Source organism: Paenibacillus bouchesdurhonensis (genome assembly GCF_900155685.1).
Taxonomy (GTDB): domain Bacteria; phylum Bacillota; class Bacilli; order Paenibacillales; family Paenibacillaceae; genus Fontibacillus; species Fontibacillus bouchesdurhonensis.
Genome location: NZ_LT732548.1, coordinates 1,943,862 through 1,970,447, shown reverse-complemented (window position 1 = coordinate 1,970,447; position 26,586 = coordinate 1,943,862). Strand labels below are relative to the sequence as shown.

Genomic DNA, 26,586 nt, shown 5'->3' with positions numbered 1-26,586 from the left:
TGATTTATTTACGGCTTATTTGCCCAATCAAATCATTACGCGCCAATACGGTCATCGGAAAAATACGCTTCCGTTTCTCGATCAGGAAGGATATCGTCGAATCCAGCCCTGCTACGAGCGCCTCCTCCAGATTGTGCTCAGCGAGCTCGCGAATGCGATCCACGCCCGGAAAATCCCGTCCCGGCTCAATGTAGTCGGCAAGGCAAATGATTTTGTCCAGCTTAGTCATCCCGATGCGTCCCGACGTATGATAGCGAATCGCATCCAGCACGCCGGAATCCTGTACTCCGTACTTCTCCTTCGCTACAAAAGCGCCTACCTCTGCGTGAAGAAGCTGTTTATCGTAATCAAGCAGCTCCATATTGAGCTGATGATCGCGAATCACGGCCTCTTGCTGATCGATCGGCCAATATTTAGCCACATCATGCAGCAGCGCCGCTAAATCGGCCCGCTGCGGATCTTCGTCGTAGCGGTGAGCGAGCGCAACCGCGGATTCCATCACACCTAACGTATGTCCCCAACGTCGCTCAGGCATTTGACCGGATACCGCAGTCATTAATTCTTCACGAGTGAAGTCCATACAATCCGCTCCTCGTCATATAATCATACACCGAATCCGGCACCATATATCTGATGGAATGACCTGCGATCAGACGACTCCGAATCATGCTGGACGAAATATCGACCAGAGGCATTTCCGCCAAATGAACGGCATCTTGTATGAACGGCGGTAATGTATCTAGCTCCAAAAAGCTCCCCGGGCGCTGCAGACCGATGAAATTCAACATTTCTGTCAGTTCGTCAATGCCTTCCCACTTCGGAAGATAGTTGACCATATCCGCGCCTATAATGAAATAGAACTCCAAATCGGTATGCTGCTTCCGGAGCTCCTTGATCGTGTCAACGGTGTAAGAAACGCCGCCCCGGCGCAGTTCGATGTCCAGCGGCTTAAACGCCGGATTGCTGCGGATCGCTTCGGTCACCATAGCAAGACGCTGCTCTCCGCTGACGCCGGATTGATGCTTATGAGGAGGCGTATTCGAAGGCATGAACCATATCTCCTCCAGATCGAACTGCTCGCGGGCTCTTTCGGCAGCCAGCAGATGCCCGAGATGGATCGGATCAAATGCGCCTCCCATAATGCCGACCTTCTTCATTCCTATCCCTCCAGGCTCAGCTTAAGGCAGCTCGATTTGTTTATAATCCCGCGATTCCTTGTACAGCACGATCGTTCTGCCGATAAGCTGCACTAGCTCTGCATTTGCACCTTCAGCCAGCTCAGCGGCGATTTCCTGCGGGTCGTCCAGATTGTTGTTCAGAATCGAAACCTTGATTAATTCACGGCGTTCCAGCGCTTCGGAAATATGGCGAATGACCTGATCGTTCGTACCGCCTTTCCCGACTTGAAAAATCGGCTGTAGATGGTGCGCCAAGCTGCGCAGATAGCGTTTTTGTTTTCCCGTAAGCATTAAATACAAAACCCCTTAGCATTCAAATGTACTGCCTATTTAAAATAAGTGATATAAAAATAATCATCATACCTGTAAACTGTTTAAAACAACCGTGCGCATCGCCTCAATTGGTGCAGGACGGCCCGTCCAATATTCGAAGGCGTAAGCGCCTTGATACACGAACATGCCTAGTCCGTTATGAATGCGGCAGCCGATCGACTCCGCCCTGCTCAGCAGCTCGGTCTTTAGCGGATTATAGATCAGATCGCTCACAACCATATGAGGCATAAGAAGCTCGGTTGGCATCGGCAGCTCGCCCGCATTTGGATACATTCCAACGGAGGTCGTATTAATGACGATGTCAATATGGTTCTTCTGAATCGTATCAGCCAGCTCCTCCATGCCGCACGCGCTGACAGCTCCCAAATGAACCCATTCATCCGCAAGCTCCTGAGCCTTTTGTCTCGTGCGGTTAGCGATGATTACTTTCCCCGGCTTCTCCTGCAACAATGCATAGACAATGCCCCTCGCTGCCCCGCCACAGCCAATAACAAGCACATGCTTGCCGGACAAATCAGGGGCGGCTTCTTCCTTAAGTGACCGAATGTAGCCGATCCCATCCGTGTTGTAGCCGGTAAGAATACCGCCATCATTAACGATGGTGTTGACGGCGCCGATCTGCTTCGCCGCTTCATCAATTACATCCACATAATTCATGACATCCACTTTATGAGGCACAGTCACATTGACGCCGCGGTAACCTAGAGCAGCAATGCCCTTAATTGCATCCGCAAGCTGCTCCTTCTTCACATGAAGCGGCACATAGGTGCCTTCGAGGCCTGCAGCCTGGAGCGCCGCAGTATGCATGGCTGGAGATTTCGTCTGGGTTATCGGATCTCCCATGACGCCAAACAGCAACGGCAGCTCGCCACGCCCCTTCATCTCATTACCCATTATTGAATCAACCTCCTTATCCAAACCTCCGCACGCCCGTACTCGCGTCAAATCAACGAAGGACGAACCATGACCTTGATGCCTTTTGGAGCATGGGCAGCAACAACAGCCCCCGTCTCTCCATTGATTTTGATCCAGCCTAATCCTGAGATGAATACATCTAAGCGGCTGTTCTTTGGAATTCGAAATTCATGCCGCGTCCACGCTGGCAGCTTGTGCAGATTTTCGCGAGCAGGCGGGGACAAAAGCTCGCCGCCATGCGTCTCGAACAGCTCATCCGCTTTCTCCAGTTTCGTCCGATGAATCGGAGCTCGCCCGCTCACGAAGCAAGTGAAGGATTGACGTTCACCTTGAATGAAGTCAAAACGTCCAAAGCCGCCAAAAAACAAGCTCTGCCCTTCATTCAACTGATATACGGCAGGTTTAAGCGGCTTGTCAGGCAGTATCGCGCCTAAATCCTCCGGACTCACAAGCTCGCTGTAACGGGATGGGTACATAATTCCCGGCGTATCTATGATAGAGTGACCATCATCCAATGGAATATGTACCATATCCAGCGTTGTTCCCGGATAACGCGAAACCGTCAGCTCCTGATCCAAATCGCTGTAATCGCGAATAAGCCGATTGATCAATGTCGACTTTCCTACATTGGTCGCGCCAACCACATATACATCGCGATTGCCGCGGTACTCTGCTACGGCATCCAGCAGCCGGTCAAACCCGCTGCTCTGCTTCGCGCTGCACAGAATGATGTCCTCTACCTTGATGCCGGCTTCTTTCGCTTCCTTCTGCACCCAGTTTCGGACTTTATTCCAGTTGGTCACTTTCGGCAACAGATCGATTTTATTCACCGCCAACAGTACGGGATTGTTGCCCACAAACCGCTGCAAGCCGGAAATGATGCTGCCCTGAAAATCGAAAATATCCACGATATGAATGACCAGCGCCTCTTTGCCACCGATTTGACTCAGCAATCTCAAGAACTCATCCTGCTCCACTGTAATAGAAGAGGATTCGTTATAATTTTTGATCCGGAAGCAGCGCTGGCAAATCACGATTTCTTTCTGGATCGCCTGCGCCGGAATGTATCCCGGCTGATCCTTATGCTCACTCTGCAGTTTGATGCCGCAGCCGCTGCAGCGTTCGGCGTTTAACACGCCCTGTTCCTCTCTCACTTTCTTTCCTCCTCCAGCCATAATCCGCTCTTATGAAGCCGACGCTTGACGATTCGTTCCAGCCGGCGGTTAAACCTGGTACCGAAGCCTTCTTCGGTAACGGCAATCGGCAGCACCAGTACAGTGTACAGCCCCAGACGGTTGCCCCCGTACACATCGGTCATCAACTGATCGCCGACAACGATAGCCTCCTTAGGGGCTAGTCCCATCATGCTTAGTGCTCTATGGAAGGGAGCGCCTAACGGCTTTCTCGCCGCATGCACAAATTCAATATTCAAAGGGGTAGCGAACCTCGATACCCTGTCCAGATTATTGTTTGACACAATGACAAGTTTAAACCCGAATTTCTTCACTTTTTCAAACCATTCCACGAGCTCGGGCGTCGCTAATGGAGCCTTTGCTCCAACGAGGGTATTATCCAAGTCTGTAATGATTCCCCGGTACCCTTGCGCGTAAAGACTCTCCAAGTCGATATCAAAAACACTGTTTACTCTAAGCTTCGGCAAAAATCTTTCAAACAAATACATTCACCTCGGTTTCATACGACAAACTATACCACAATCTTCCCCCGACTTCCTTATATTTTAAAAAAGAAAACGCCCCCGTTGCAAGCGCACCCGGGGACATTTCGGAAGAAGATACAATTCCTTGTTATAACCTCGAATTCCTTCTAGCTCGCACCGCTTTGTATAGTTTGCGGGAAAGCTCCTTTACTCCCTGCCAATCTTCCGGCTTGACGGTTTCCGGGCTGTAATTGGCTTTCTCGAAGCTAACCAGTAGAGGACGAAGCAAGTGCGACAATTCCGGCTGCTTTACTTCCCAGCGGCTGAACGATTCCCTCATCGTCTCATGCTCTTCTCTGTAGAGTCCATGACGTCTTAATTTCCGCACCGCGCCGAGCACTTCAAAGGAAATTTTCTCCCCTAAGGTTAAACTGCGCCCAAGACGGATTCGTAATAGCGCTAGGTGCAGCTCTGAACGAAAAAGATAAATAACAGACAAGGCAAGAACAGTAATCGATACGCCAAAAACCCAGCGCAGCGTTCGTGGATCAACATCATCCAATATGCTGGATGTTTCCTCGCTGCTCTCGTCCTGCTCTTCCAACTCCTCCGCCCATGTCTCCGTGCTTTCCTCTTCCGGCGTCAGCAGCGCCGAATCGAAGCCTGGAGTCGCTTCAAACGGAATCCATCCATACTCTTCGCCGAAGTACAGTTCTGCCCAGGAATGAGCATCGGAGTTGCTTACTCTATAACCGCTATCCATTTCCGGAAAACGCTGAAGCGTTTCGATGCTGGGCATGCTGCCCGGTGCATAGCCTTTTACCCATCTGGCGGGGATTTGCAATGAACGAGCCATCATCACCATAGAGGTAGAATAGTAATCGCAATAGCCCTGTTTAATTTCGAACAAAAAGCTATCGACGAAATCATCGCTTTGTTTTCGGGACAGATCCGGCTTATTCGTATACTCGAAATTTTGCCTCAAATACGCCTGCAGAAGCTCCATTTTCTCATAGGGAGTGCTTCCCTCCGCTGTTACCTCCTCCGCCAGGTTGCGCACTCTTTCCGGAAACCCCGACGGGATTTGCAAGTATTTGCTATCTACGCGGCGGGAGGGATATAGCGTGTCATAGGCAGCTAGCCTTAATTCTTCCACTGGAATGATCGGAATCTCAGCAACGACCTTGTACCGCTTCGGATAATTATAGCCCAGCTCAGCTCCACGGAAGCCGTTCCAATGGAGCTCCGCTTCCTCGCTTGCCCAGTTCATGCGCGGCCGTACGTCTTCTTCCACATCCAGCACCTCAACACTGCTGATGGAGTAACCCCCGAACAGAACTGGATAGGCACGATCCGTCTGCATCGTCACGATCTGCTCTACCTTGCGGTTCTGTATCTTGCCCGCTTCGCGATTAACCAATGGTTCGCTCTGGGCTCCTCCCGCGTAAAAATGCGTATCCCGGCCTTCCTTGCTTAGGTCAGCCCAGCCTGCACCAGTATAGATCCGGCGCGTTTCCCCCCGCCAATAAGAGCGGACATCCGAAGTAACATTCATGACAGGGCTGTAACTGAAGTCAAACCCGTCTCCTAAACGGGTATCGTCTCGGCTGTAACCGGACAAGACCTCTTCCGGAGATTTCGGTGTCGTAATTTCGCTTACCTCGCTTGGCGAAATAGCTCCCGGCCCGGGAGCCTGCACGGGAGTGGTTCTTTTTTTCCAGGCGGAGTACGGGTCGGTTAAAGTAGGTGATACTGAAGGCATACTGACACCGATCAGGAGCACCGAAGCAAATATAACTACGATATTCAGCGTAATTTTAAGCGGTTCCTTGCGCAGTTTCACCCACCCATGGGGATATTTCAACTGAAACTTGCGAAAGTGGAGACACACGAGCCAGCCAAGACCGGCAAATACGAGCCATGCCACATTTCCCCATAGATAATAGGAAGTAAAAGAGTCCAGTATCGTGAACGCGAGCAAATTGAAGCTCAGGAAAATCATGACTCTGGCCCTGTCGGTCAGCAATCGGATCAACAAATCGAACAATCCCCAAGCGGCCAAGGAAAACCAAATGTAAGGCGATGCATACGCTAATAATTGACGAGCCTGATCCGGAAATATCGGGCCGTAAGGATAATAAATATAAGTGCCCAAAACAATTCTAAGAATGACTGCGGCAGCAAGAGCCTTGATCGTCCAGTTGAGCCATGGTCGGAAATGCAGCAAGGCTTCGCATAAGGCAACGGCAATCAACGTAGCCGTCACCAGAACTGTCGTCTCCTGGAACCAAATCGGCTCCGTATAATCAATCCACTGCAGGGCAATAATCATCATCCAAACAATAACGGAGAGTCTGTACCATGTCGGCTCAGCCTGCTTAATCGATCTGTTCATGCCAGCCCTCCCCCCATCACGGCGGGAAAATCCTGCAATGAGGCGACATGAACGGCTTTTATTCCCCGGTTGTGCAGGGCCGACTGCCAATGCGACCGTGTTGCTTCCCTTTGAGACGAAGCCCCGATCTCGATTTGATAGGGCGTCATCTGCCTGGTCTTTGCCCAGTTCAGTATACTCATCGCTGTTTCATCCGCCAGCGGGCTGATCAATATAAAGAAAGAGCCTGCCGGGAAAAATTCACGTATCTCCTCCAGCCTGCGTTTATGGCTCCCGTAACCGTCCGCATCGATATCTACCAAATGGTGAATCATTTGCTGACGCTCGATATACCCTTCGGCTGGCGCAAATCTGCAAAGCTCTTTCCCCAGCGTGCATAGCCCCATACTGATCCTTTCCCGAGACCCGTACTCCAGTAAAGAGGCGGTGACGGATACCGCTAATTCAAGCTGCTGCGTACTAGCGTAGCCAATCTTGTGCGCATCCAGGACTAGTACGGTCTTCGGTAGGGACTCATGCTCAAATTCCTTCGATTTCCACGTTCCAGTCCTGGCTGTAGCATTCCAATGAATTCTTGAGATCCGGTCGCCATATACGTAATCGCGCACCCCGTTAATTTGCGTTGTTTCGCGGCGGGAATTGGATATGGCCGTCTCCGGTCCAGGCAGTCTTGAATTTCGGCTATAGAGCTGCCAATTCGGGATAAATACGGTTCTTGGGAGCACGCGAAATTGTCCATTGGCCTGAAATGTTCCTCGATGCTCCATTAATCCAAAAATATCCTCAGATGTACATTCCGTACCGACAAATTCGTATTTCCCCCGTTCTAGCGGCGGGGTGTTATATACGAGCACCGCTTCGCCGCGCACCTGAGGAACGACGCTATCCTCGAAGGCCCAAGAATCTCCGTTATGACGTTTCATGACCTCACGAACGATAATGTAAGGCAGTGGCATCAGCCGCGGAAGCCGCAGATGAAGCTTGATCTGCGCCTGTTCCCCTGCCTGCAGCAGAAACTGCTCTCCCTCCAGCGACATCATGGTTCTGCTTCCCTTGACTTGCCTTATTCCACCGAGGCCGCTAAGGAGCCAATAACATACAAGAAGGGTAACCATCGCGAACAGCATAAATGAAGTTTTCCCGCCTTGGAATAATAAATAGAGCAAACAAATAAGCCATAATGAGGCCACTCTCCAAAGCTTCCATGAACGCAAGCCTGATTTCCACGTATTAAGCAGGGCGCGCATCGTATTAACCTACCGACGATACGGGCACATGCGCCTGATTAATAATTTGCTGAAGCACCTGCTGGGAGCTCATGCTGCCAAGACGAGCCTCCGGACGAAGCAAAATCCGGTGCCCCAATACATAAGTGGCTAGCATCTTGATATCATCGGGAATGACGTAATCCCGCTCATGCAGGAAGGCATACGCTTTGACCGCCATCACAAAAGCAAGCGTAGCCCGCGGACTGGCCCCAAGGATGACGGCATCATGTTCCCGGGTGCGGCGTACGATGTTAAGTAAATAATCACTTAAGGCATCGCTCAGATAAACATCGCGAATCTCTTCTTGAATAGCGGCGATTTCATCCATGGTGGTTACCGCTTGAAGCTGATCGACCGGCTGGCCTTTGGTATGGTACTGCAGCATGGCTTTTTCCGTCGCCGCATCCGGGTAACCCATCGCTATTTTCATCATAAAACGGTCAAGCTGAGCTTCCGGAAGCATGTAGGTTCCCTCGAAGTCGATCGGATTTTGCGTGGCACAGAGCATAAATGGATGCGGGAGCTCATATGTATGTCCATCCGCAGTTACACTGCGTTCCTCCATCACTTCAAGCAAGGCTGATTGCGTCTTCGTCGTCGCTCGATTTATTTCGTCCGCAAGCAAAATATTCGTCATGACCGGTCCCGGTCGAAATACAAAACGTTCTTCATGCGGATGGAATACGGACACACCGGTAATATCACTCGGCAAAATGTCAGGATTACACTGGATGCGTCGATAGTCTCCGCTCATAGATCTCGCCATCGCTTTAATCAGCTGTGTTTTCCCTGTTCCAGGCACATCCTCTATTAATACATGGCCTCCAGCAAGAAGAGCAGTGAGAAGAAGGGTTATTTCGAACTCTTTCCCCAATATGCAAGATTCTAGGTTCGCTCGGACAGCAGACATCGTTTGTATCGATTGCTCTCTTACGGGCATCAATAATTCCCTCCCCAGACATAATTCGTCACACTTATACTTATTGTACATGAATCAGGGAGGGGAAGTACACTCTGCCTACATAAGAAAAACGCCTCGCGGCGTCGCTCTAAAGTTTTGATTTTTTAGGCTAGCGGTGGACAGCCTGCCAGTCAACGCGCAAAATACAGCGACTGGCAGGATTCGCGGTCGGCCGCTGGAACACAGTTGGCAGTGAGCATAGAAGCAGCCCATGGATTACACATGCGACTGTATGCACATTTGTTGGTTGTATGCAACCCCGTGCCTACTGTATGCGCGTTTGTTGGTTGTAATTTTTCACCAACCCGTAAAGCATATATACACATTGTTGCTCTTCACACACAACTTTGCCGGAAAAAGGATGCGAATCTGATATATAAATGGATTCCATGCACCTATTTGAATCTCTGGGCAAAGTTTCCGAAGAATAGGGATTCCGTGCATCAAGTGTCTAATTTTCACCGTTACTCATACTATTGCTTCTTTATAAATACAACGAATCCAGTTAATTGCTTGTTCGGTGATATATCGCATCATTTAAATACATGAAATCCAGTTATTAGCTTTCGCACATGTACGTTTCGATATTTCTTGCACGTACGATATTTCATGCAATATTTCCTGCACCATGTCTATTTCCTGCAAGTTGCATTTACAAATCCCCTTTATAAAAATACCCCCGAAAGTTAGATTTTACTCTGACTTTCGGGGTGTACCACTCACAAACTGGAGTACTTCAAGGGTAATGCTGTAATTGCTTAACAATTTATCCTCTTGGACGAACGACAAGAGCTGCGAGGAATGAGAATATTATCGCTGCCGATATACCGGCACTGGTGACTTCAAAGATCCCGGTAATAACCCCGATCCAGCCATCCTTCTGCAGCTCGGTCAAAGCGCCGTGAACGAGCGAATTTCCAAAGCTTGTAATCGGAACAGAGGCGCCTGCCCCTGCGAATTTAACGAGTGGATCATACCAACCAAACGCATCCATAACGGCACCCACCACAACTAATGTACTCATCGTATGAGCCGGAGTCAGCTTAAGCACGTCGAACATTAATTGTCCGACGACGCAGAACAATCCTCCGACGATAAACGCCCACAGAAATATCATTTTTCGCTTTCCTCCATTTCCAGAGCGACCGCATGTGCGATACAGGGGATGCTCTCCCCCTGCTGATAAGACAAGGGAGACAATAAGGCTCCTGTCGCAATAACGAGCACGCGGCTCAGCTCTCGTTGCTTTAATTTTTTCAGAATATGTCCGTAAGCGACTACTGCAGAACATCCGCACCCGCTGCCTCCAGCCAAGACATAAGGCTGCTTCTCCCGGTCATAAATCATAAGGCCGCAGTCGTTAAATTCCGTTCCAGCCAGGGATAGTCCGTCTTTGCTCAGCATATCCTTGACAATGGCATGTCCGACGGAAGCCAGATCCCCTGTAACGATCAAATCGTAATCAGACGGGGTAAGGCCGGTATCGCGAAAATGGGCTACGATCGTATCTGCCGCAGCCGGAGCCATGGCTTCTCCCATGTTAAAGGGGTCTTTCACGCCGAGATCCTGAATTTTTCCGATCGTTGCATGGGTGATTCTCGGCCCCGAGCCTTGTGCAGATACGACGGCACAACCCGCGCCCGTAATCGTATATTGTGCAGTCGGCGGCTTCTGCGAGCCGTATTCGGTCGGATAACGAAACTGTTTCTCCGCTGTGCAGTTATGGCTGGCGGTTCCAGCCATCGCGTACTGTGCCCCTCCTGAATCGACAATAAGCGCAGCCAGGGCAAGGCTTTCCATAGAGGTGGAGCAGGCTCCGAATACGCCAAGATAAGGAACCGCGATCTTTCTCGCTGCAAATGTGGTGCTAATGATTTGATTCATCAAGTCCCCGCCGATAAAAAACTGCAGCTCGTCCCTGGAAATCCCGGCATGAACAAGCGCTAGAGCGGAGGCGTGCTCCAGCAGCTTGCGCTCAGCCTTCTCCCACGTTTTCTCGTCAATTTCAAGATTGTCATAGCTGAAGTCGAAATCAGCCGACAGCGGGCCAGCTCCTTCTTCAGGGCCAACGACTGCAGACGCGCCGATGATGACAGGTTTAGAGTCGAACCTCCAGGTTTGCGAGCCGATTAACATTGCTAATGCACGCCCCCCAATCCAAAAATGACATGCACGACACCTACAGCAAACGCAGCCACTACGCCGAACACAATAACCGAACCTGCCAACTTGAACATATTGGCGCCGACACCAAGTACGATTCCTTCCGCCTTAGATTCAATGGCCGACGAGCACATCGAGTTCGCAAAGCCCGTAACAGGCACCGCCGACCCGGCTCCCGCCCATTGTCCGATTTTATCGTATACCCCCAGCGAGGTCAGAACGACGGAAATAATGATTAATACGGCAACAGTAGGGCTGCTTGCCTCCTGGGACGTCATTTTGGTAAATGTCATGAACAATTGTTGAATGCACTGGCCGATCAAGCAGATTGTGCCGCCTACTAGGAAGGCCTTGAGACAGTTTCCGACGATATTCGTCTTCGGTCTGTGCTGCTTGGCTAGCTCTTTGTACTCCTGCTCATTCATCGATAAGGAATTAAGCTTAACTCTAGATCCAGATTTGCTCTTGGCAGGCAATCGCCATTCCTCCTTTCTACATTTATGCATCATATAAAAAAACAGCCATTTGTCGTGTTAATTCATTCTTTGCCGCATATTATTCGCCAGATCAACGCTTGTTATGTTTGGTAAATCATCCATATCGTCAAGTACTCCAGAGCATCAAGCTCCAGAGTACCAAGAGCCGAGCGCCAAGAGCCGCGTCCGTTGGACGCGGCTCTAACCCCGATCGATATTTCAGCATGTTTACCCGGCTGTAGAAACTGTTTCCCTATTCGCATTCGCCTACAGCCGTTTTGACCAAGGAGATTACGATGCCGTGATCGTTTTCTTGGCGAATCCTACAAATATTGAAGCACAATAACGAGCAAAATGAACAATAAGCAAATCAATAGCCAGTCCTTCGAATATCGTTCCATCGCATTTGCCTCCCTATGACTCCCAGCATGCTCTCATGCAATATATGCATTGCCAAAAGTGAGGGTGCATAGACAATCCAGAAAAGCTGGTTCATACTAAATATAGACGGAAGGAGAGACACAGAAGATGAACGAACAAACACGATCGCTATTCAAACAATTAACTGAATTTCCAGCAGCTCCAGGATTCGAAAAAAATCTTCGGGCTTTATTGAAGGAGAAGCTATCAGCATATACGGAGGAATTTGTACAGGATCGGCTAGGCAGCCTGTTCGGTGTTATTCGCGGAGATGAGCAGGGCCCTAAAATCATGGTAGCCGCTCATATGGACGAGGTGGGGTTCATGGTCACCGGCATTACAGACAGCGGCATGATCACGTTTCAACCGCTCGGAGGCTGGTGGAGCCAAGCGGTGTTGGCTCAGCGCCTGCAGATTATTACCTCCGAACGGACGATTATCGGCGTAGTCGGGTCTACCCCGCCGCATCTATTGGATGAAGCCACGCGCAACAAGCCCGTAGATCTTAAAACGATGTATCTCGACATCGGAGCGGATGATCGCGCTGAAGCGGAATCCTTTGGCATTCGGCCAGGCCAGCAAATTGTCCCAATTTGCGAATTTACCCCAATGGCCAATCCGAAGAAAATCATGGCGAAAGCCTGGGACAATCGCTATGGAGTCGGGCTGGCCATTGAGCTGATGCAAGCGGTGCACGATAAGAAACTCCCGAACACTCTATATTGTGGAGCTAACGTACAGGAGGAGCTAGGATTGCGCGGCGCTAGAACGGCTGCCAATCTGATTCAGCCGGATATTTTCTTCGCCCTGGATGCCAGTGCCGCAAACGATATGACCGGAGATAAGCGGGCTTTCGGCAAGCTCGGCGGGGGAACACTGCTGCGTATTTACGATCCGACCATGCTAACGCACCGGGGCCTGCTCGAATATGTGCAGGACATGGCGGATACGAACCGCATCAAATACCAATATTTCGTCTCGCCAGGAGGCACCGACGCAGGGCAGGTGCATTTAAGCGGCATTGGCGTTCCATCCGCTGTCATCGGCATATGCTCCCGCTATATCCATACCTCCTCTTCGATCATTCATACGGACGACTACGCAGCAGCGAAAGAGCTGCTAATCAAGCTCGTTCAAGGGCTAGACCGCAGCACGTTGAACACGATTCTCGAAAACAGCTGATGATATAAGTTGAACAGGCGCTTGCCATGGAGCAAGCGCCTTTCCTTTGGATACTTTTCTATATGCTAGGCTTCCGCCGACTAATTGATTCAGAGTCACAGACGCAGGGTGTGTGCCCGCTCTCCACATGTCGCCTTTACATTTTAACGCTGAAGCTTTGACAAGCAATTCTGTAATTGCTCGAACGCCCACTGTTGATGATTCCGGTCGGCGTACTGTCGATATGCACATTCAATATACATAATGAGCGCGAGATATAAGTCATACAGCTCCGCACGTTCCTTTTCGGACACCGTTATTTATGATTGATAAGCACTCTCTAAGATCATTACGCCGCGAGCCGGCACTGTAACTGTACCTTTAACCGTCTCGTTCGTAAGAAGATCCTTCTGCTCGGCTTCACCGATTTGCACCTCTGCCGGGCTTGCATTATGGTTGAGCAAGAATAGATACGCATTCCCGTTCTTTACGCGGCGAGCAGACTCTACGCCCTCTCCAGCCGAGACCAGAGGCTTAATCCCTTTCTCCGCGCACAGATTGGACAGGAAGCCCTGCAGGAAGGATTTTTCCGGGCTGCTGGCCACATAATAAGCTTGACCGGAGCCAAATTGATTCTTCGTGAGCACTGGCATGCCCTGATAGAAATCATCGCCGTATTCGGCCAGAACTTCCGCGCCTTCGGAATGAATCAGGTCACAGAGCAGACCGCAATCATACTCGCCTTGCAGTTCTCCCCATGGCTGCTTCATAACAATTCTGTTCTTCTGATCCGGGAACAGAGCATCAATCTCCTCGGCCCAAATGCCCAGCAGGGAGCGGAGTTCTCCAGGATAACCTCCAAGCGTCACAATATCATTCTCATTAACAATGCCGCTGAAGAAGGTTGTTATGAACGTTCCGCCTTTGGAGACAAAATTCTCAGCCTTTTTCGCGAAGCCGGGTTTGACCATGTACATCACGGGAGCAATGACAAGATCATATTTACTGAAATCTTCTTCCACGCTTACCATATCGGCTTCAATGTTCAGGTTGAAAAGTGCGTCGTAATATTTATGAACTTCGTCAACATATTTCAAAGCTACGGTCGGCCCGCTTGACAGCTCTGTAGCCCAGCGGTTCTCCCAATCGTAGACGATGGCTACCTTGGCTTGCGTCCTCGCATCAATCAGTTTATCGGACAGCTGCTGCAACTCGCGTCCAAGTTCGGCACACTCCCGGAATACACGTGTATGCTCGTGTCCGACATGTTCAATGACGGCGCCATGGTATTTCTCGCAGGCTCCCGCCGAGCGGCGCAATTGGAAGAACATTACTGTGTCCGCGCCTCTCGCCACGGCTTGATAGCTCCACAGACGCATAACGCCCGGGCGTTTCAGCGAGTTATACGCTTGCCAGTTCTGCTGGCTTGGTGTCTGCTCCATTAGCATGAACGGCTGACCGCTGCGAAGTCCGCGCATCAAATCATGACTCATCGCCGTGAAGCTGATCGGCGTATCCAGGGAAGGATAGTTGTCCCAGGAGACGACGTCCATTTCCTTGCCCCATTTGAAATAATCCAGCTCTGGATAGGTTCCCATGAGATTCGTCGTGATCGGAATATTCGGGGTATGCTTCCTGATCTCGTCATGCTCCAGCTTGTAGCACTCCAGCAAGCTGTCCGACATAAATCTGCGGTAATCTAGGGAAATCCCTTGGAAATTCGTGCGATTTCCATCCCACTCTTCACTCAGTTCACTCGGCTGAACGACTTCATCCCATTCATAGAACGTATGTCCCCAAAAACGTGTATTCCAGGCCTTGTTCAAGTTCTCGATCGTATTGTAGCGCTTCTTGAGCCATACGCGGAAAGCTTTGGCGCAGTTATCGCAATAGCAGTAGCCTCCGTATTCATTTGACACGTGCCAAATGAGCAGGGCCGGATGATCCTTGTAGCGCTCGGCCAGCTTCCCGGCAATAAGGGCGGAATACTTGCGGTAGGTCGGGCTGTTTGGACAGGAGTTATGTCTGCCGCCGAACTTGCGTTTTCTACCCTGTACATCCACGCGCGTCACATCTGGGTATTTCTTGGCCATCCAAGCTGGGTGAGCCGCCGTGCTGGTTCCCAGGCAGACGTACACGCCATTATTGTATAAACGATCCATCGTTGCATCTAAAGTCGAAAAGTCGTAGGTTTCCTCATCCGGCTGCAGAAGAGCCCAGGCGAACACGTTAATCGTCGCCACATCTATGCCCGCCAGCTTAAACATGCGGTCATCCTCGCTCCACTCTTCCGGTCCCCATTGCTCTGGATTATAGTCTCCGCCATACCAAATTTTCGGTAGTTTATCATTAATCAATGCGATACACATCCTTTAATGAAATATAATTATATTATCATTGTAATCTCTTTGCTTGATGCTATATATATAATAATATTGATTAGGGATATAATAATATGGAACTCTATTTAAGCAGGTGATCCGATTGACAACAAAAGCGATGCGCCGCTTCGTATTCTCGCCGTCCGGCACTTCCGGACTGCCGATTAGCGTAGAGAGCATCGGCTACAATCCCGAACAGGAGCCCATCGCGCGGCCAGACGGTTATCCGAAGTATCATTGGATTCAAACTGAGGAAGGCGAGGGCACTCTCAACTATGCCAACGAAACAATCAGGCTGACCGAAGGGACAGGAGTGCTGCTGCCTCCTGGACTGCCCCATAGCTACGAAGCATCCTCTCCAGGAGAAGGATGGCGCACCTATTATTTGACCTTTGGCGGCGAGGCGGCTGCGCAAATTATATCTTCGTTTGGCGTGCAGACTTCATCGCAATACCGCCTTGATACCGATTCAACATTCGTTACCCTGCTGAGTCATATGCTCGCCAGACTCGATACAGACACAGATATGTTCGGACTCGAAACGTCGATCGATGCCTATCGTTTTTTGGGCATGCTGAGCAAATACGGTCAAATAAATCAGATGTATACTTCCCGCAATATTGAAAGGCTAATCCCCGTATTAAAATGGATGGAGGAAAGCTTCAGCGACAGCGATGTCGGACTAGATGATTTTGCTGAAATCGCTCAGATGTCGGGACGCCAATTAAGCAAATTATTTCAGCGAGCCTTTGGACTGTCGCCATACGCCTATTTTGTGCAGATGCGCATACACAAGGCAAAGGAACTGCTGGCCGGACGCTCTGAGCTAACGGTCGCCGCGATTGCGGAGCATACCGGATTTCGAGATCCAAGCCATTTCGTCGCTACGTTTCGCAAGAATACCGGTATGACACCACAGCATTTTCGCAAAGTGTATTCTTAATTCGTTGCGACGATTTTCTTTTAAAAAGGAAAAAGGGCCCAGAAGACGGGGATCTCCATCTTCTGGGCAGTCTTGCAAATAAGCGGATGCATTTTTGAATTTTAAACTATAGCATATATATATAAGTTGAACCATGGATTAAAGGGCCTATAAGGCAGAGAAATATAAGGTTAGTTCAACTTATCTAGTAGACGAACAATGAACGCAACAGCCTCCGCGCGAGATGCTGCATCAGCAGGGGCGAATTTACCGTCTCCCTTGCCTGACACGATTCCAGCCACAGCAAACGCATCAATCGCATCTGCTGCCCAGCTAGATTCAATATCAGAGAATAGGGATGATTCTGCTGGCACATAATTCGTTAAACGAGCAAGAATTGCTACCATTTCCGCACGAGTAATTTGCTGACTAGGACGGAATGTGCCATCACTATATCCCGCAAGGATGCCCTGCTCCTTCAATGCTGCAATCTCTTTCGCTGCCCAATGCTCTTGTGTGTCTGAGAATAACGCATTGCTTGTGGGTGTTAGTCCAAAAGCTTTAGCTACCATTGTTGCAAACTCTGCTCTAGTAACACTGGCATCTGGTCTAAACGTACCATCCGTAAAGCCCAGCACGAAGCCCATACGAGCTGCCCGCTCAATTACTGTAGCGCTCCAAGATGATCGAGACACGTCATTGAAGCTTACGGCAGGAGCATTTTGCCCACGTTCAACCATTGCTCGAACAAAAGCCTGATCAACTTTATCATTGAACACAGGGCGTGCTGGCGTTGGTTCAGCTGGCGCTGCTGCTTCTGGTTTGGATGGTTCTGGCTTTGTTGCTTCTGGCTCTGCTGTTTCTGGCTGGGTTGGTTCTGCTGGTTCTGCTGGTTCCGTTGGAGCAGCAGGTTCTGTTGGCTGTGACGTGTTGCTACCTCCCGAGCTGTCTGTATTGCCGCCACTTGTGTTAGCTATGACCGTTACCTCTGCCGTTTCGGTCTTGCCTTCAAAAGTTATTGTAATCGTTACTGTGCCTGCTGACACTGCTCTCACTACGCCAGCTTCGCTTACCGTTGCCACGGCCCCGTTGCTTGTGGTGTAGCTTGCGCTTGCAGTAACCTCTGCTTGCGTATCATCTGAATAGTTTGCTGTGACTTTCAGTGTTTGTGTCCTTCCAGCCTTTAACAATACTGACTCTGGGGTTACCGTTAAACCTTCCAATGTTATCGGCTCTGGCTCTGGCTCTGGTTCCGGCTCTAGCACTAACGCTACCGTCACTCCTACCGTCGCGCTCTCGCCCTCATACGTCGCCGTAATCACCGATATGCCTGTTGATAAGGCTGTCACTACGCCAGCTTCATTGACCGTCGCCACGGCCTCATTGCTCGTACTGTAGCTTGCTGTTGGCGTTACATCTGCTTGTGTTTCATCTGAGTAGTTCGCTGTGACGTTCAACGCTTGCGTACTTCCAACTCCTAACGAAACGGAATCTGGCATGATCGTCAAACCTTCCAATATTACCGGCTCTGGCTCTGGTTCCGGCTCTAGCACTAACGCTACCGTCACTCCTACCGTCGCGCTCTCGCCCTCATACGTCGCCGTAATTACCGATATGCCTGCTGATAAGGCTGTTACTACGCCAGTTTCATTGACCGTCGCCACAGCCTCATTACTCGTGCTGTAGCTTGCAGTTGGCGTTACATCTGCTTGTGTTTCGTCCGAATAGTTAGCTGTTACACTTAACGCTTGCGTACTTCCAACCCTTAACGAAACGGAATCTGGAGCGATCGTCAAACCTTCCAATATTATCGGCTCTGGCTCCGGTTCTGGCTCCTGTGCTGACGTTACTGTTACATCTACCGTTTCGCTCTCGCCTTCATACGTTACGGTGATCACCGCCGTACCTGTTGCTACCGCCGTGACCACACCAGCTTCACTTACCGTCGCGACGGCCTCATCGCTCGTACTGTAGCTTGCGGTTGCAGTGACATCTGCTTGCGTTTCATCCGAGTAGTTCGCTGCGACGCTCAGCGCTTGCGTATCACCCGCCTTTAACGAAACGGTCTCTGGCGCGATCGTCAAATTCAACAATGCTACCGGCTCTGATTTGTGCAAACGCAGCTCTGCCATATTGCCAAACCATGCACCAGAGTTATATATCCGAATGTAACGGTACGGTGCACTCTCGCTGATAGAAAGTGTTTGCCATTCCATTGTTGATGCTGCTGGAACCGTTAAGTTTGTCCATGTTGCATTATCGTTGGAACCTTGGACTACCGTTCCTTTTATTCTCGTAAAATACTGATCCTGTCTGGCCAGCAATTCAACAGTGGATAGTTGAACAGCATTGCCATCCCTGAAGTCAAAAATGATATAGCTGCCACTGCCTGAACTGCTGCCTGCACGGAAATCCGAATTCGTGCTTGCATTGCTATCAAACAAATTGTTTACTTGCTTCAGTGTGTCCGCTGCTGTTCTGCCTGTAGTAGAATCGATTAAGTCACTAATGCTTGTCACATTGTCAATGGCATTCGCCTCGTCTACAAGGATCAATGAAGAGAAATCCGTTGTAGATGTAATCGGAAAACCGTCGCTTCCATCCTGCAGCCTATAGTTAATGTTGAAGTTCACCAGTCCTGCTGGCACTCCTTGCTCCATAACAGCAGTTGCTGTATAGTTCACACCATCCTCCGTACTGACTACAGCTTCCTGCCCTTGAATCATAACTTGCACATCGCTGATTGCTTCTTTCGCTTGAATCAACAATTTAACGGTGTCCCCCGAGACAATTCTGTTTCGCAGGCCTTGCTCCGAGCTGATCGATACCGTTTCAAGCTTGCTCACAGATGTAACAGAACCATAAAGCTTAACTTCAGCCATATTGCCGAACCAGCCGCTGGAATTGTATAAACGAATATATCTGTATGAGCCTGGTTCCGTAATCTTCAATTGCTGCCACTCTTCCATGGAGGACGCTGCGCTGCTAATTGTCGTCCATGTCGCGTTATCGTTAGAGCCTTGCACTACCGTACCACGTATTCTCGTATAGTACTGATCCTGTCTGGCAAGCAGATCTATGCTGCTTAGTTCAACCACATTCCCTTCTTTAAAATCGAAGGTAATATAACCTCCCGCTCCACCGCCATTAAAGCGATAGTCGGAGAAGGTGGTGATATCATTGTCAAATAAATAGCCTGTCTGCTTCAAAGTGTCCGCTGCCGCTCTGCCAGCGGTAGAGTCGATAAGGTTAGCCCTATCCAGTATATCGCTGAGCAAATCCGACTCGTCAGCAAGAAACAGCTTGGAGCCATCGGTAGTAAAATATGCCGTGTCCCCTGCTGCTCCATCATGGGTCAAATAATCGATAGAGAATGCAATCGTCCCGGTTGCGGCCTCGTCTCCCATTGCTGCAACAGCGGTAAAGTGGATATTATCCTCAGTCTGAGTACCCGCTTCCAGCCCCTGGATCATGACTCGAACATCACTGATTTCTTCCTTCGCTTCAAACGTTAGCTTGACGTTATCGCCTTTTACAATTCTTCCTTTAACACCCTGCTCAGAGCTAATTGCTACAGATGCTAATTGATTATTCGTCTCATGACGCAGCCCGAAAAATCTAAACTCGCTTAACTCCAGCATATTGGAAATCTTGCCGTGCAAAACATCTGGCTGCGGATCAATCATCTGGATTTTGAACATACGAAATTGAGAATTTTGATATTCCTTTGCCACCTCGATCATCGACATTTCACTAGTAAATGCTGTTTGTCCTGGTGTTATTCTTGTCCAGTTAACTCCGTCATTGGAGGCATAAACCGTTGTACCAGCCATTCGATCATCAAAATTCATTCTGCCTTCAAACCCGAAAGCTTCTGCTGTAACCTTATAATCGGGGCCAAAGTCTACAACATGATAAAGATCCGGCGCCAACGAGTAGACAGGAAACGAATTATCATTGTCATCCACAAGAAGAGAGATGGAGTCTCCAAAGGTAGAGGTGACAATATGGCTATAATCCATGCTTCCATCCTTCAACAGCGGAGTAAGCCATTGAAGATTTTCGGCCGCTGCCTTCAAGGACTTCAACTGCTCTACGAATTGTTGATCATTAGCAATCTCTAGCTGGTTCTCCGTCTCAGACAACACCTGATTAAAATAGCGGAGTGATGCTGTCTCATAAAGCATATTCGGATCATACAGAGAACGGATCGCTTCGACTGCTGCGGCTCGATCAACAGCTACCGTTATCGTTACATTCTTGGTCTCTAGGGTAGTGCCATCAAATGCTTCTACTACAAAAGAGTAGCTTCCGGATTGCAGTGGCTGCCACAAAAATTCTCCAGTATTCGCATTTAATGAAGCTCCGTTCGGAAGATCAGCCATGTTATACGTCAAAGCATCCGACGAACCAGAATCGGTCGCAGAGAAGTCCAACTGCAATGGCGCTCCGACAAACACATCGATGGCTAAATCCGACTTTCCAGTATTAAAAATGGGCGGAGTCAGCTGTTCCCCTGCCTTGACGTGGAAGTGATCAATTCCCACTGTCGTGCCTTCGCCTTTTACATTCATGTAAACCAAGCTGAAATCTCCATGCAGTTGACCGTATGAAACATGGCTGATTCCCATGTCAAAGGTCATATATCTCCACTCATTTTGTGTATCTGGCAAGGTTAATGTATGATACGGCTCAGCATTGAAGCCAGTGCTCAGCTCCAATACAGCCGGACCATTGCTTCGAAACTTCACTCCGACAAGGCTTGAACTGCCTCGATTTCCAAAAGCAAGATTATGAACAGCAATTTTACTTCCCTCAGAAGTGGAGTTAAACTCCACATACGAAACTTCTGCATCCTGCGTAACCTGTGTGCTCTGATCAAAAGCGGTATACCGCTCTTCAAGCTCAACAAATGCTGCATCTTGCTCTTTAGGCAAATATCGTGTCCCTTCCACCTCGGCTTCCTGCGGAATATAAAGCCAAAAATCTCCGCCGCCGTCCACGCTTTCCCAAGCCTGTGTAAAGTTGCCCTGATAGTAATAATTGGAAGGATTCCGCTTCACAAATGCTTCATAAAAATACGGCGCCTCCTCCGCCACATCCACATCTCTTACATACTTGTAGTAGTAATACATATCCCAAAACAGAGCCGTATTAGTTCTACCCTTATATAAATCGGAAATTTTATAATAGATGCCTTTAACTTCTCCGTCCGGAAAAATCGAATGTGCCACAGGTGTCCACGGTGTATCATGCCCTAGCATAAACTGCCAAAAGTAATCTGCAGCCTTCAGCACACGATCATCCAAAAATTCATAGTATCCTACAGCATGATCCTCCCCGGATACTGTACCTTCTATCGGATCTACTTTAGTTCCCTGAGCATAAAACATCCGTGCCAAAATCGCTGCGTTGGTTAAATCACCTGCGCCATGAGCCTGATCTCGTCCCATCTCCACATGTTGAACTCTTGGCGAATCCAATGCTTCTCCAGTCGCCTCATTCGTTTCAACTAAGCGGAATAAACGCTTAATCGAGCCGTTGAAGCCTTGGTTAAGCGCCGTTTTATTGACAGTCGCCCATTCAACAGCTTCATCGTATCTTTCTCTATTATCTGTAAAGATATAGCCTGCCATTGAACCGAGAAGCGGATAAAGATGCTGGTTCATAAAATGGTTGTTATCGTGCTGAAAAGTTTCAATCACTGGGTTAATTAGATTATTGGTAAAATTGGCGGTATCCTCTTCCGTCCATGCCAGTGACTCATCCTGGAAACTGGTATATCTTAAAATTTCTGCGGCGGTAACCATTCGATTCAGCGGAATACCGGTATGGATATGAGCATCATTAAAATACTCATACTGATCTGGATCCATCTGAGACCAAATACGAATAATCTCCATTGCATTTTTACGATAAACTTCTTCACTCGTGACCACATACATTAACGTCTGTGTATACGCCTTCAATCCATCCTGAATAAACCTTGAATTGAAGCCTTGGCTATTGAACGCATATGAGGCTGGCTTCGTAGGGTCGCTAGAGCTGGCATTGCTTGAAGTCACCGTCTTCGAAGCCGCGGAAGATACCGTCATAGCCTGATAATAGGAGTACCACGGCTCCTTCTTCGCTAATACCTGGGTTCTCATGTTCTCAAGTATAGATTTAGTTACACCAATGCCAGGATGAGTAAAGCCATTGCTCTCACTTTCAAAAATTTCAACCTGATAATCACTGCCAGGCGAAGCCGAAACGGATACGGGTTGTATGGTCACATAAGGTACAAGCATTAGTGCGGCAAGACAAATCATTAGTAAGCGCTTCCACAAATTGTTAAAATTAATCGTGCTTTTCATACTGCACCTCCATGGAACTATTTTCTATTCACCGACATCTTATCTTTCAAAAAGTCATAATTCTGAATCAACATCGCCTCCCCTAAGTATTTTCAGCATAGATTCCAATTTCTCCGTTTCTTAAGCACTTATCCTCAATCCTTGTTTTTTGCTCGTTCTAAGATTAACATCGCCTTAACTGAGGATGAATGAAGTTTTTTAAGACTTATATGCGGGTTATTTAAGCAGCTTGCACTGGCAGCTTCTATTCATAGGCTGATGGTTCGTTTTCAAGGATTAAATTTTTTCAGCAAAAAAGGCAGCAGCTTAAACAGCCACCGCCTACTGTCTTCTATAAATTGAGCGCATCGCTCGCTATTCCACATCAAAATCAAAATACTTCTTTGGATACGGCTCGTTGTTCAACGTATAATGCCACCATTCCTTACGGTACGGTTTAAAACCGGCAGCCATCATCGTTTCTTTCAACAGCAACCGATTCTCTGCCTGCGCTTCTGTCAAGCCTGCTGCATCATGCGCAGAAATCTCGCCCAAGAAATCATGTATTCCGCCCATGTCAAGCGGCTCTCCTGTTTCTTGATCAGCTAGTGTTAAGTCAACAGTACTGCCGCGCGAATGACCTGATCGGTGTGAAAGATAGCCCAGCTTGAACACATTTTTCTTGTCAATGTCTGGATAGAATTCCTCCTTCATCTTAACATCCCGCTCATCTGCCGCCCATTGACCAAAATGCTCTACCGCCTTTTGCGGACGATAGGCATCATAAATGAGCAAGGCATAGCCAAGCGGCTCCAATGCCTGCTCTGCCTTTTTTAATGCATTTGCTGCTTGCTCACTTAAAATAGCAAACGGCGCATGATAGCCGTCGATTGGCTGTCCAACAAAGTTGTATTCTCCATAATAGCGAATTTCATAGAAGGCATGCTTAAGTACCTCGTCCACATAAACAAAACCCTCGGGCAGCTTTCGCGCTTTCGCAATCTCGACAGCCGGATGATCTCCTGCTTGACCAGCCTCTGCTTCTGACTCAGCCTCTTCCCCTTCCTGCTCGGAAATTTGCCCAATCTCTGCTTGATCGCCCACAAGGTCTGATTCAGCTTCCTTCTCCTCTTGCTCGGAGCCCTGCTCTGTTTCCAAACTTCCAGCCCCTCCAGAAAACGCTTGTTCCTCTGCGTGCTCGCCTGCTCCCGTTTCCTCAGATGTTGCCTCGATAGATAAATTCTGTTCGTCTACTAGCTTAAGAGTAGATGAACATCCTGCCAGTAATACTGCCAATAATGCTGCCAAGCCTAAGCCTATTGTTAACCATTTTCTGCTCATATGATCTCCCCCTTTCGTCCTAGGAAACAAGAAAACCACCAAGATCAGTAAATGCATAGAGAATATGCTCCTCTTACATTTAAGGATTTGGTGGTGCCAGATTGAAACAGTAACACTCCTTATTGCTTAGATGACTGCATAGTATAGCCTTTTATATCCGTTGTCAACAGGCCGATCCAGCAAGCACTCGACCCAACGGTCATAATGCCCCTAGTTCTGTAGTTGAATCAAGTATGTCTCACCCGCTTCGGCCCAGAAACGCCCCCCCGTGCTCACGCTGGTTCCGTCCGACGCCTGAACACTTAAAGGCTCCGCATACTGAACTGAGCACCACCCTGTCACACTGGAAGTCAGGTCAGCTGATTTCAGGCGGCTGTTCTCCCAGGCCGCGCTAACTGTAAAGCCTCCCCTCGCTTTCAGGCCGCTGAAGCGGCCGCTCGGCCAAGCTTCAGGCAGTGCAGGCAACAGCTCAATCGTCCCCTCGTGGCTCTGAAGCAGCATCTCGGCAATTCCAGCCGCTCCGCCGAAATTGCCGTCGATTTGGAACGGCGGATGATCGTCGAATAAATTCGGATACGTCGAACGGGACAACAAGGTATTCACGAAACGATACGCTGCATTTCCGTCTTTTAATCGCGCATACAGATTGATCAGCCAGGCGCAGCTCCAGCCCGTGTGGCCCCCGCCCTGGGTAATCCGGCTCTCCAGTGATTTCCTTGCCGCCTCTGCAAAGTCCGGCGTGCGAGTCGGCGTGATGGCACTGCCAGGATACAGACCGTATAGATGCGATACATGACGATGCCCCGGCTCGGCTTCCTGGTAATCCTTGCTCCATTCCCGCAATCGTCCGTCCGGGCCGATTGAAGGCTTGGCCATGCGTTCTAATGCTTCAGCGAGCCTATGGACAAACTCTCTGTCGATGTCCAGATGCTCGGCTGCCTGCATGCAATGCTCGAACAATTCCCGAATAAGATACAGATCCATCGTGGAAGCTGCGGATGTACTGCAAGGCTCCCCTTCCTTCGTCAAAAACTTATTCTCGGGGGAGGTCGAAGGGACAGTGACAAGCTCTCCGCCTGGCCCCGGAACAAGCCAGTCAAGACAAAATTCGGCCGCGCCTTTCATTAATGGATAAGCCGTTTCTGCTAAAAATTCTTTATCCAGATTAAATGCATAATGCTCCCACAAATGCCGGCATAGCCATACCCCGCCCATCGGCCAGAACGCCCAGCTCGGCTCCCCGTCCGACGGCGTAGCGGCCCTCCATAAGTCCACGTTATGATGGGCGGTCCAGCCGCGACAGCCGTAATGAATCCGTGCCGTCCGCGCTCCCGTCTCGCTTAAGTCCTGGATCAAGTCGAACAAGGGCTCGTGCAGCTCGCTTAAATTACAGATTTCCGCGGGCCAGTAATTCATTTCGGTATTAATGTTCGTCGTGTAATCGCTATTCCAAGGGGGCTGCATATGCGGATTCCATATTCCTTGCAAATGGGCTGGCTGCGTGCCCGGCCTGGAGCTTGCCATTAATAAATAACGGCCATATTGAAAATACAGTACCTCCAGCATCGGATCGGGCTTACCCGACTGATACCCCTTTAGACGTTCGTCAGTCGGCAACAAGCTGTTATCCAGCCTATTCGATTCCAGCATCGTGCCCGGCTCAGGCTGAGACACCGGCTTCAATTCCGAGTTCAATTTCAGCTCTACCCGGCGGAACAAGCTTCTATGATCCTCGACATGATTGCGAAGCAGCGCTTCGTACTCTTGCTCAAGCGAGGTTTGCAGCGGCTGTTTGCATTTATCCGCAATGCTTACTTCTTTGGCCACACCCGGCATGATGCCATAACCGGCAAAATCGGTCGCCGCTGCGAGCAACAGCATTACTGAGCTTGCGCCGGAGACCTCTAGCTGTCCATCATCATCCCGTACAATCACAGTCCCGCCGCCATGCAGCACACGCAGATGCACTTCATAGGACAACCCGAGCCCTTCTTCATAAAGGATGGACTGAGGATGATCTCCCCTATAATTGTCAGCGATATGACTCGGAGCCTGACCACGCATGACAAGCCCGTCCCCTTCAGCACATCCGCCGACGCTGTGCAGGAGCAGAGAATCTAGAGCGATGCCTAGCTGGATCGTCTTCTGCCCCTCTGCTGTCAGATGTACAACCAACACCTGATCTACTGCACTGACAAATACCTTTCTTACAAAGCGAGTACCATCAGCACGGTATGTCACCGTGGCAATGCCTGTGTCCAAATCCAGTTCCCGATAATAATCCGTGATCGCCCCAATACCCAAATGCTCTAATTTCAAATTGCCTAGCGGCTGATAAGACTCCGTACGCTTGCCCAGCATTTTCGCCTCGATCAGTTGCTCCGCTTCTCTATATTCTCCTGCAAATATTAATTCGCGTACTCTCTGCAAATGACGAAGCGCATCATAATTGTGCTGGTCGCGGGGAAAGCCTGACCACAGCGTATCTTCATTCAAGGCAATCAGTTCGCTGCGCTCCCCGCCAAACACCATCCCCCCGAGCCTTCCGTTTCCGACGGGAAGTGCTTCTTCCCAACGGGAGGCGGGCTGATTGTACCACAGCTTTGTATCCCCATTGCCGAACTGGCTGTCTCTGCTCATTTTCTCCCCTCCGAGATGTGCAAACTTAGGGAAAAGGCCC

At 49.5% G+C, this 26,586-nt stretch carries 19 protein-coding genes; 2 read left to right on the top strand and 17 right to left on the bottom strand.

Features of this window, described 5'->3' with window-relative positions:
• Positions 1-4: 4 nt before the first annotated feature.
• From yqeK to CZ379_RS26210, 13 genes are all read right to left on the bottom strand, one after another.
• Entirely contained in the window at positions 5-580 is a 576-nt protein-coding gene (gene yqeK / locus CZ379_RS13100) for a bis(5'-nucleosyl)-tetraphosphatase (symmetrical) YqeK (RefSeq protein ID WP_110932026.1), read from the bottom strand.
• Positions 564-1,157 carry a nicotinate-nucleotide adenylyltransferase gene (locus CZ379_RS13095; protein ID WP_110932025.1) on the bottom strand — a complete coding sequence of 198 codons (594 nt, stop codon included), beginning with the start codon at positions 1,155-1,157 and terminating at the stop codon, positions 564-566. Before CZ379_RS13095 ends, yqeK begins: the two co-directional genes overlap by 17 nt.
• 21 nt (positions 1,158-1,178) lie before the next feature.
• Positions 1,179-1,469, bottom strand: coding sequence for a ribosome assembly RNA-binding protein YhbY (gene yhbY / locus CZ379_RS13090; RefSeq protein ID WP_110932024.1), 291 nt, complete (start codon positions 1,467-1,469; stop codon positions 1,179-1,181).
• Positions 1,470-1,535: 66 nt separating this feature from the next.
• The gene (gene aroE, locus CZ379_RS13085) at positions 1,536-2,405 is read right to left on the bottom strand and encodes a shikimate dehydrogenase (protein ID WP_110932023.1); all 870 of its coding nucleotides are present in this window, start codon (positions 2,403-2,405) and stop codon (positions 1,536-1,538) included.
• Positions 2,406-2,452: 47 nt separating this feature from the next.
• The gene (gene yqeH, locus CZ379_RS13080) at positions 2,453-3,601 is read right to left on the bottom strand and encodes a ribosome biogenesis GTPase YqeH (RefSeq protein ID WP_110932022.1); all 1,149 of its coding nucleotides are present in this window, start codon (positions 3,599-3,601) and stop codon (positions 2,453-2,455) included.
• Positions 3,577-4,101, bottom strand: a complete 525-nt coding sequence (locus CZ379_RS13075) for a YqeG family HAD IIIA-type phosphatase (protein ID WP_110932021.1) — start codon at positions 4,099-4,101, stop codon at positions 3,577-3,579. The genes yqeH and CZ379_RS13075 overlap by 25 nt, the downstream gene beginning before the upstream one ends.
• Positions 4,102-4,231: 130 nt before the next feature.
• On the bottom strand, positions 4,232-6,478 hold the full coding sequence (locus CZ379_RS13070) for a DUF4129 domain-containing transglutaminase family protein (RefSeq protein WP_110932020.1): 2,247 nt from the start codon (positions 6,476-6,478) through the stop codon (positions 4,232-4,234).
• Complete coding sequence (locus CZ379_RS13065) at positions 6,475-7,725, bottom strand: DUF58 domain-containing protein (RefSeq protein WP_110932019.1); 1,251 nt, start codon at positions 7,723-7,725, stop codon at positions 6,475-6,477. Before CZ379_RS13065 ends, CZ379_RS13070 begins: the two co-directional genes overlap by 4 nt.
• Before the next feature lie 4 nt (positions 7,726-7,729).
• Complete coding sequence (locus CZ379_RS13060; RefSeq protein WP_110932018.1) at positions 7,730-8,686, bottom strand: AAA family ATPase; 957 nt, start codon at positions 8,684-8,686, stop codon at positions 7,730-7,732.
• Positions 8,687-9,473: 787 nt separating this feature from the next.
• Positions 9,474-9,824, bottom strand: coding sequence for a stage V sporulation protein AE (gene spoVAE / locus CZ379_RS13055; RefSeq protein ID WP_055107326.1), 351 nt, complete (start codon positions 9,822-9,824; stop codon positions 9,474-9,476).
• Entirely contained in the window at positions 9,821-10,843 is a 1,023-nt protein-coding gene (gene spoVAD / locus CZ379_RS13050; RefSeq protein WP_110932017.1) for a stage V sporulation protein AD, read from the bottom strand. Before spoVAD ends, spoVAE begins: the two co-directional genes overlap by 4 nt.
• Positions 10,844-10,845: 2 nt before the next feature.
• Positions 10,846-11,346: a stage V sporulation protein AC gene (spoVAC, locus tag CZ379_RS13045; RefSeq protein ID WP_234404902.1), complete on the bottom strand. Its 501-nt coding sequence runs from the start codon at positions 11,344-11,346 to the stop codon at positions 10,846-10,848.
• A gap of 101 nt (positions 11,347-11,447) precedes the next feature.
• Positions 11,448-11,609: a hypothetical protein gene (locus CZ379_RS26210; protein WP_199925600.1), complete on the bottom strand. Its 162-nt coding sequence runs from the start codon at positions 11,607-11,609 to the stop codon at positions 11,448-11,450.
• Between the two features lie 265 nt (positions 11,610-11,874).
• Here CZ379_RS26210 and CZ379_RS13040 point away from each other — a divergent pair, with 265 nt between their 5' ends.
• Complete coding sequence (locus CZ379_RS13040; RefSeq protein ID WP_110932016.1) at positions 11,875-12,948, top strand: M42 family metallopeptidase; 1,074 nt, start codon at positions 11,875-11,877, stop codon at positions 12,946-12,948.
• 299 nt (positions 12,949-13,247) lie between these two features.
• Here the strand turns inward: CZ379_RS13040 and CZ379_RS13035 are convergent, their stop codons facing one another.
• Positions 13,248-15,284, bottom strand: a complete 2,037-nt coding sequence (locus CZ379_RS13035) for a beta-galactosidase (protein WP_110932015.1) — start codon at positions 15,282-15,284, stop codon at positions 13,248-13,250.
• A 127-nt stretch (positions 15,285-15,411) separates the two neighbouring features.
• Here CZ379_RS13035 and CZ379_RS13030 point away from each other — a divergent pair, with 127 nt between their 5' ends.
• Positions 15,412-16,251, top strand: a complete 840-nt coding sequence (locus CZ379_RS13030; RefSeq protein WP_110932014.1) for an AraC family transcriptional regulator — start codon at positions 15,412-15,414, stop codon at positions 16,249-16,251.
• Between the two features lie 170 nt (positions 16,252-16,421).
• Here CZ379_RS13030 and CZ379_RS13025 read toward each other — a convergent pair whose 3' ends face one another.
• The 3 genes from CZ379_RS13025 to CZ379_RS13015 form a co-directional block, all read right to left on the bottom strand.
• On the bottom strand, positions 16,422-22,586 hold the full coding sequence (locus CZ379_RS13025) for an S-layer homology domain-containing protein (protein WP_110932013.1): 6,165 nt from the start codon (positions 22,584-22,586) through the stop codon (positions 16,422-16,424).
• 354 nt (positions 22,587-22,940) lie between these two features.
• Positions 22,941-23,906 (bottom strand): M15 family metallopeptidase, encoded by a 966-nt coding sequence (locus tag CZ379_RS13020; RefSeq protein WP_110932012.1) that lies wholly within the window; start codon positions 23,904-23,906, stop codon positions 22,941-22,943.
• A gap of 210 nt (positions 23,907-24,116) precedes the next feature.
• On the bottom strand, positions 24,117-26,546 hold the full coding sequence (locus CZ379_RS13015) for a glycoside hydrolase family 95 protein (protein WP_110932011.1): 2,430 nt from the start codon (positions 26,544-26,546) through the stop codon (positions 24,117-24,119).
• Between the last annotated feature and the right edge of the window lie 40 nt (positions 26,547-26,586).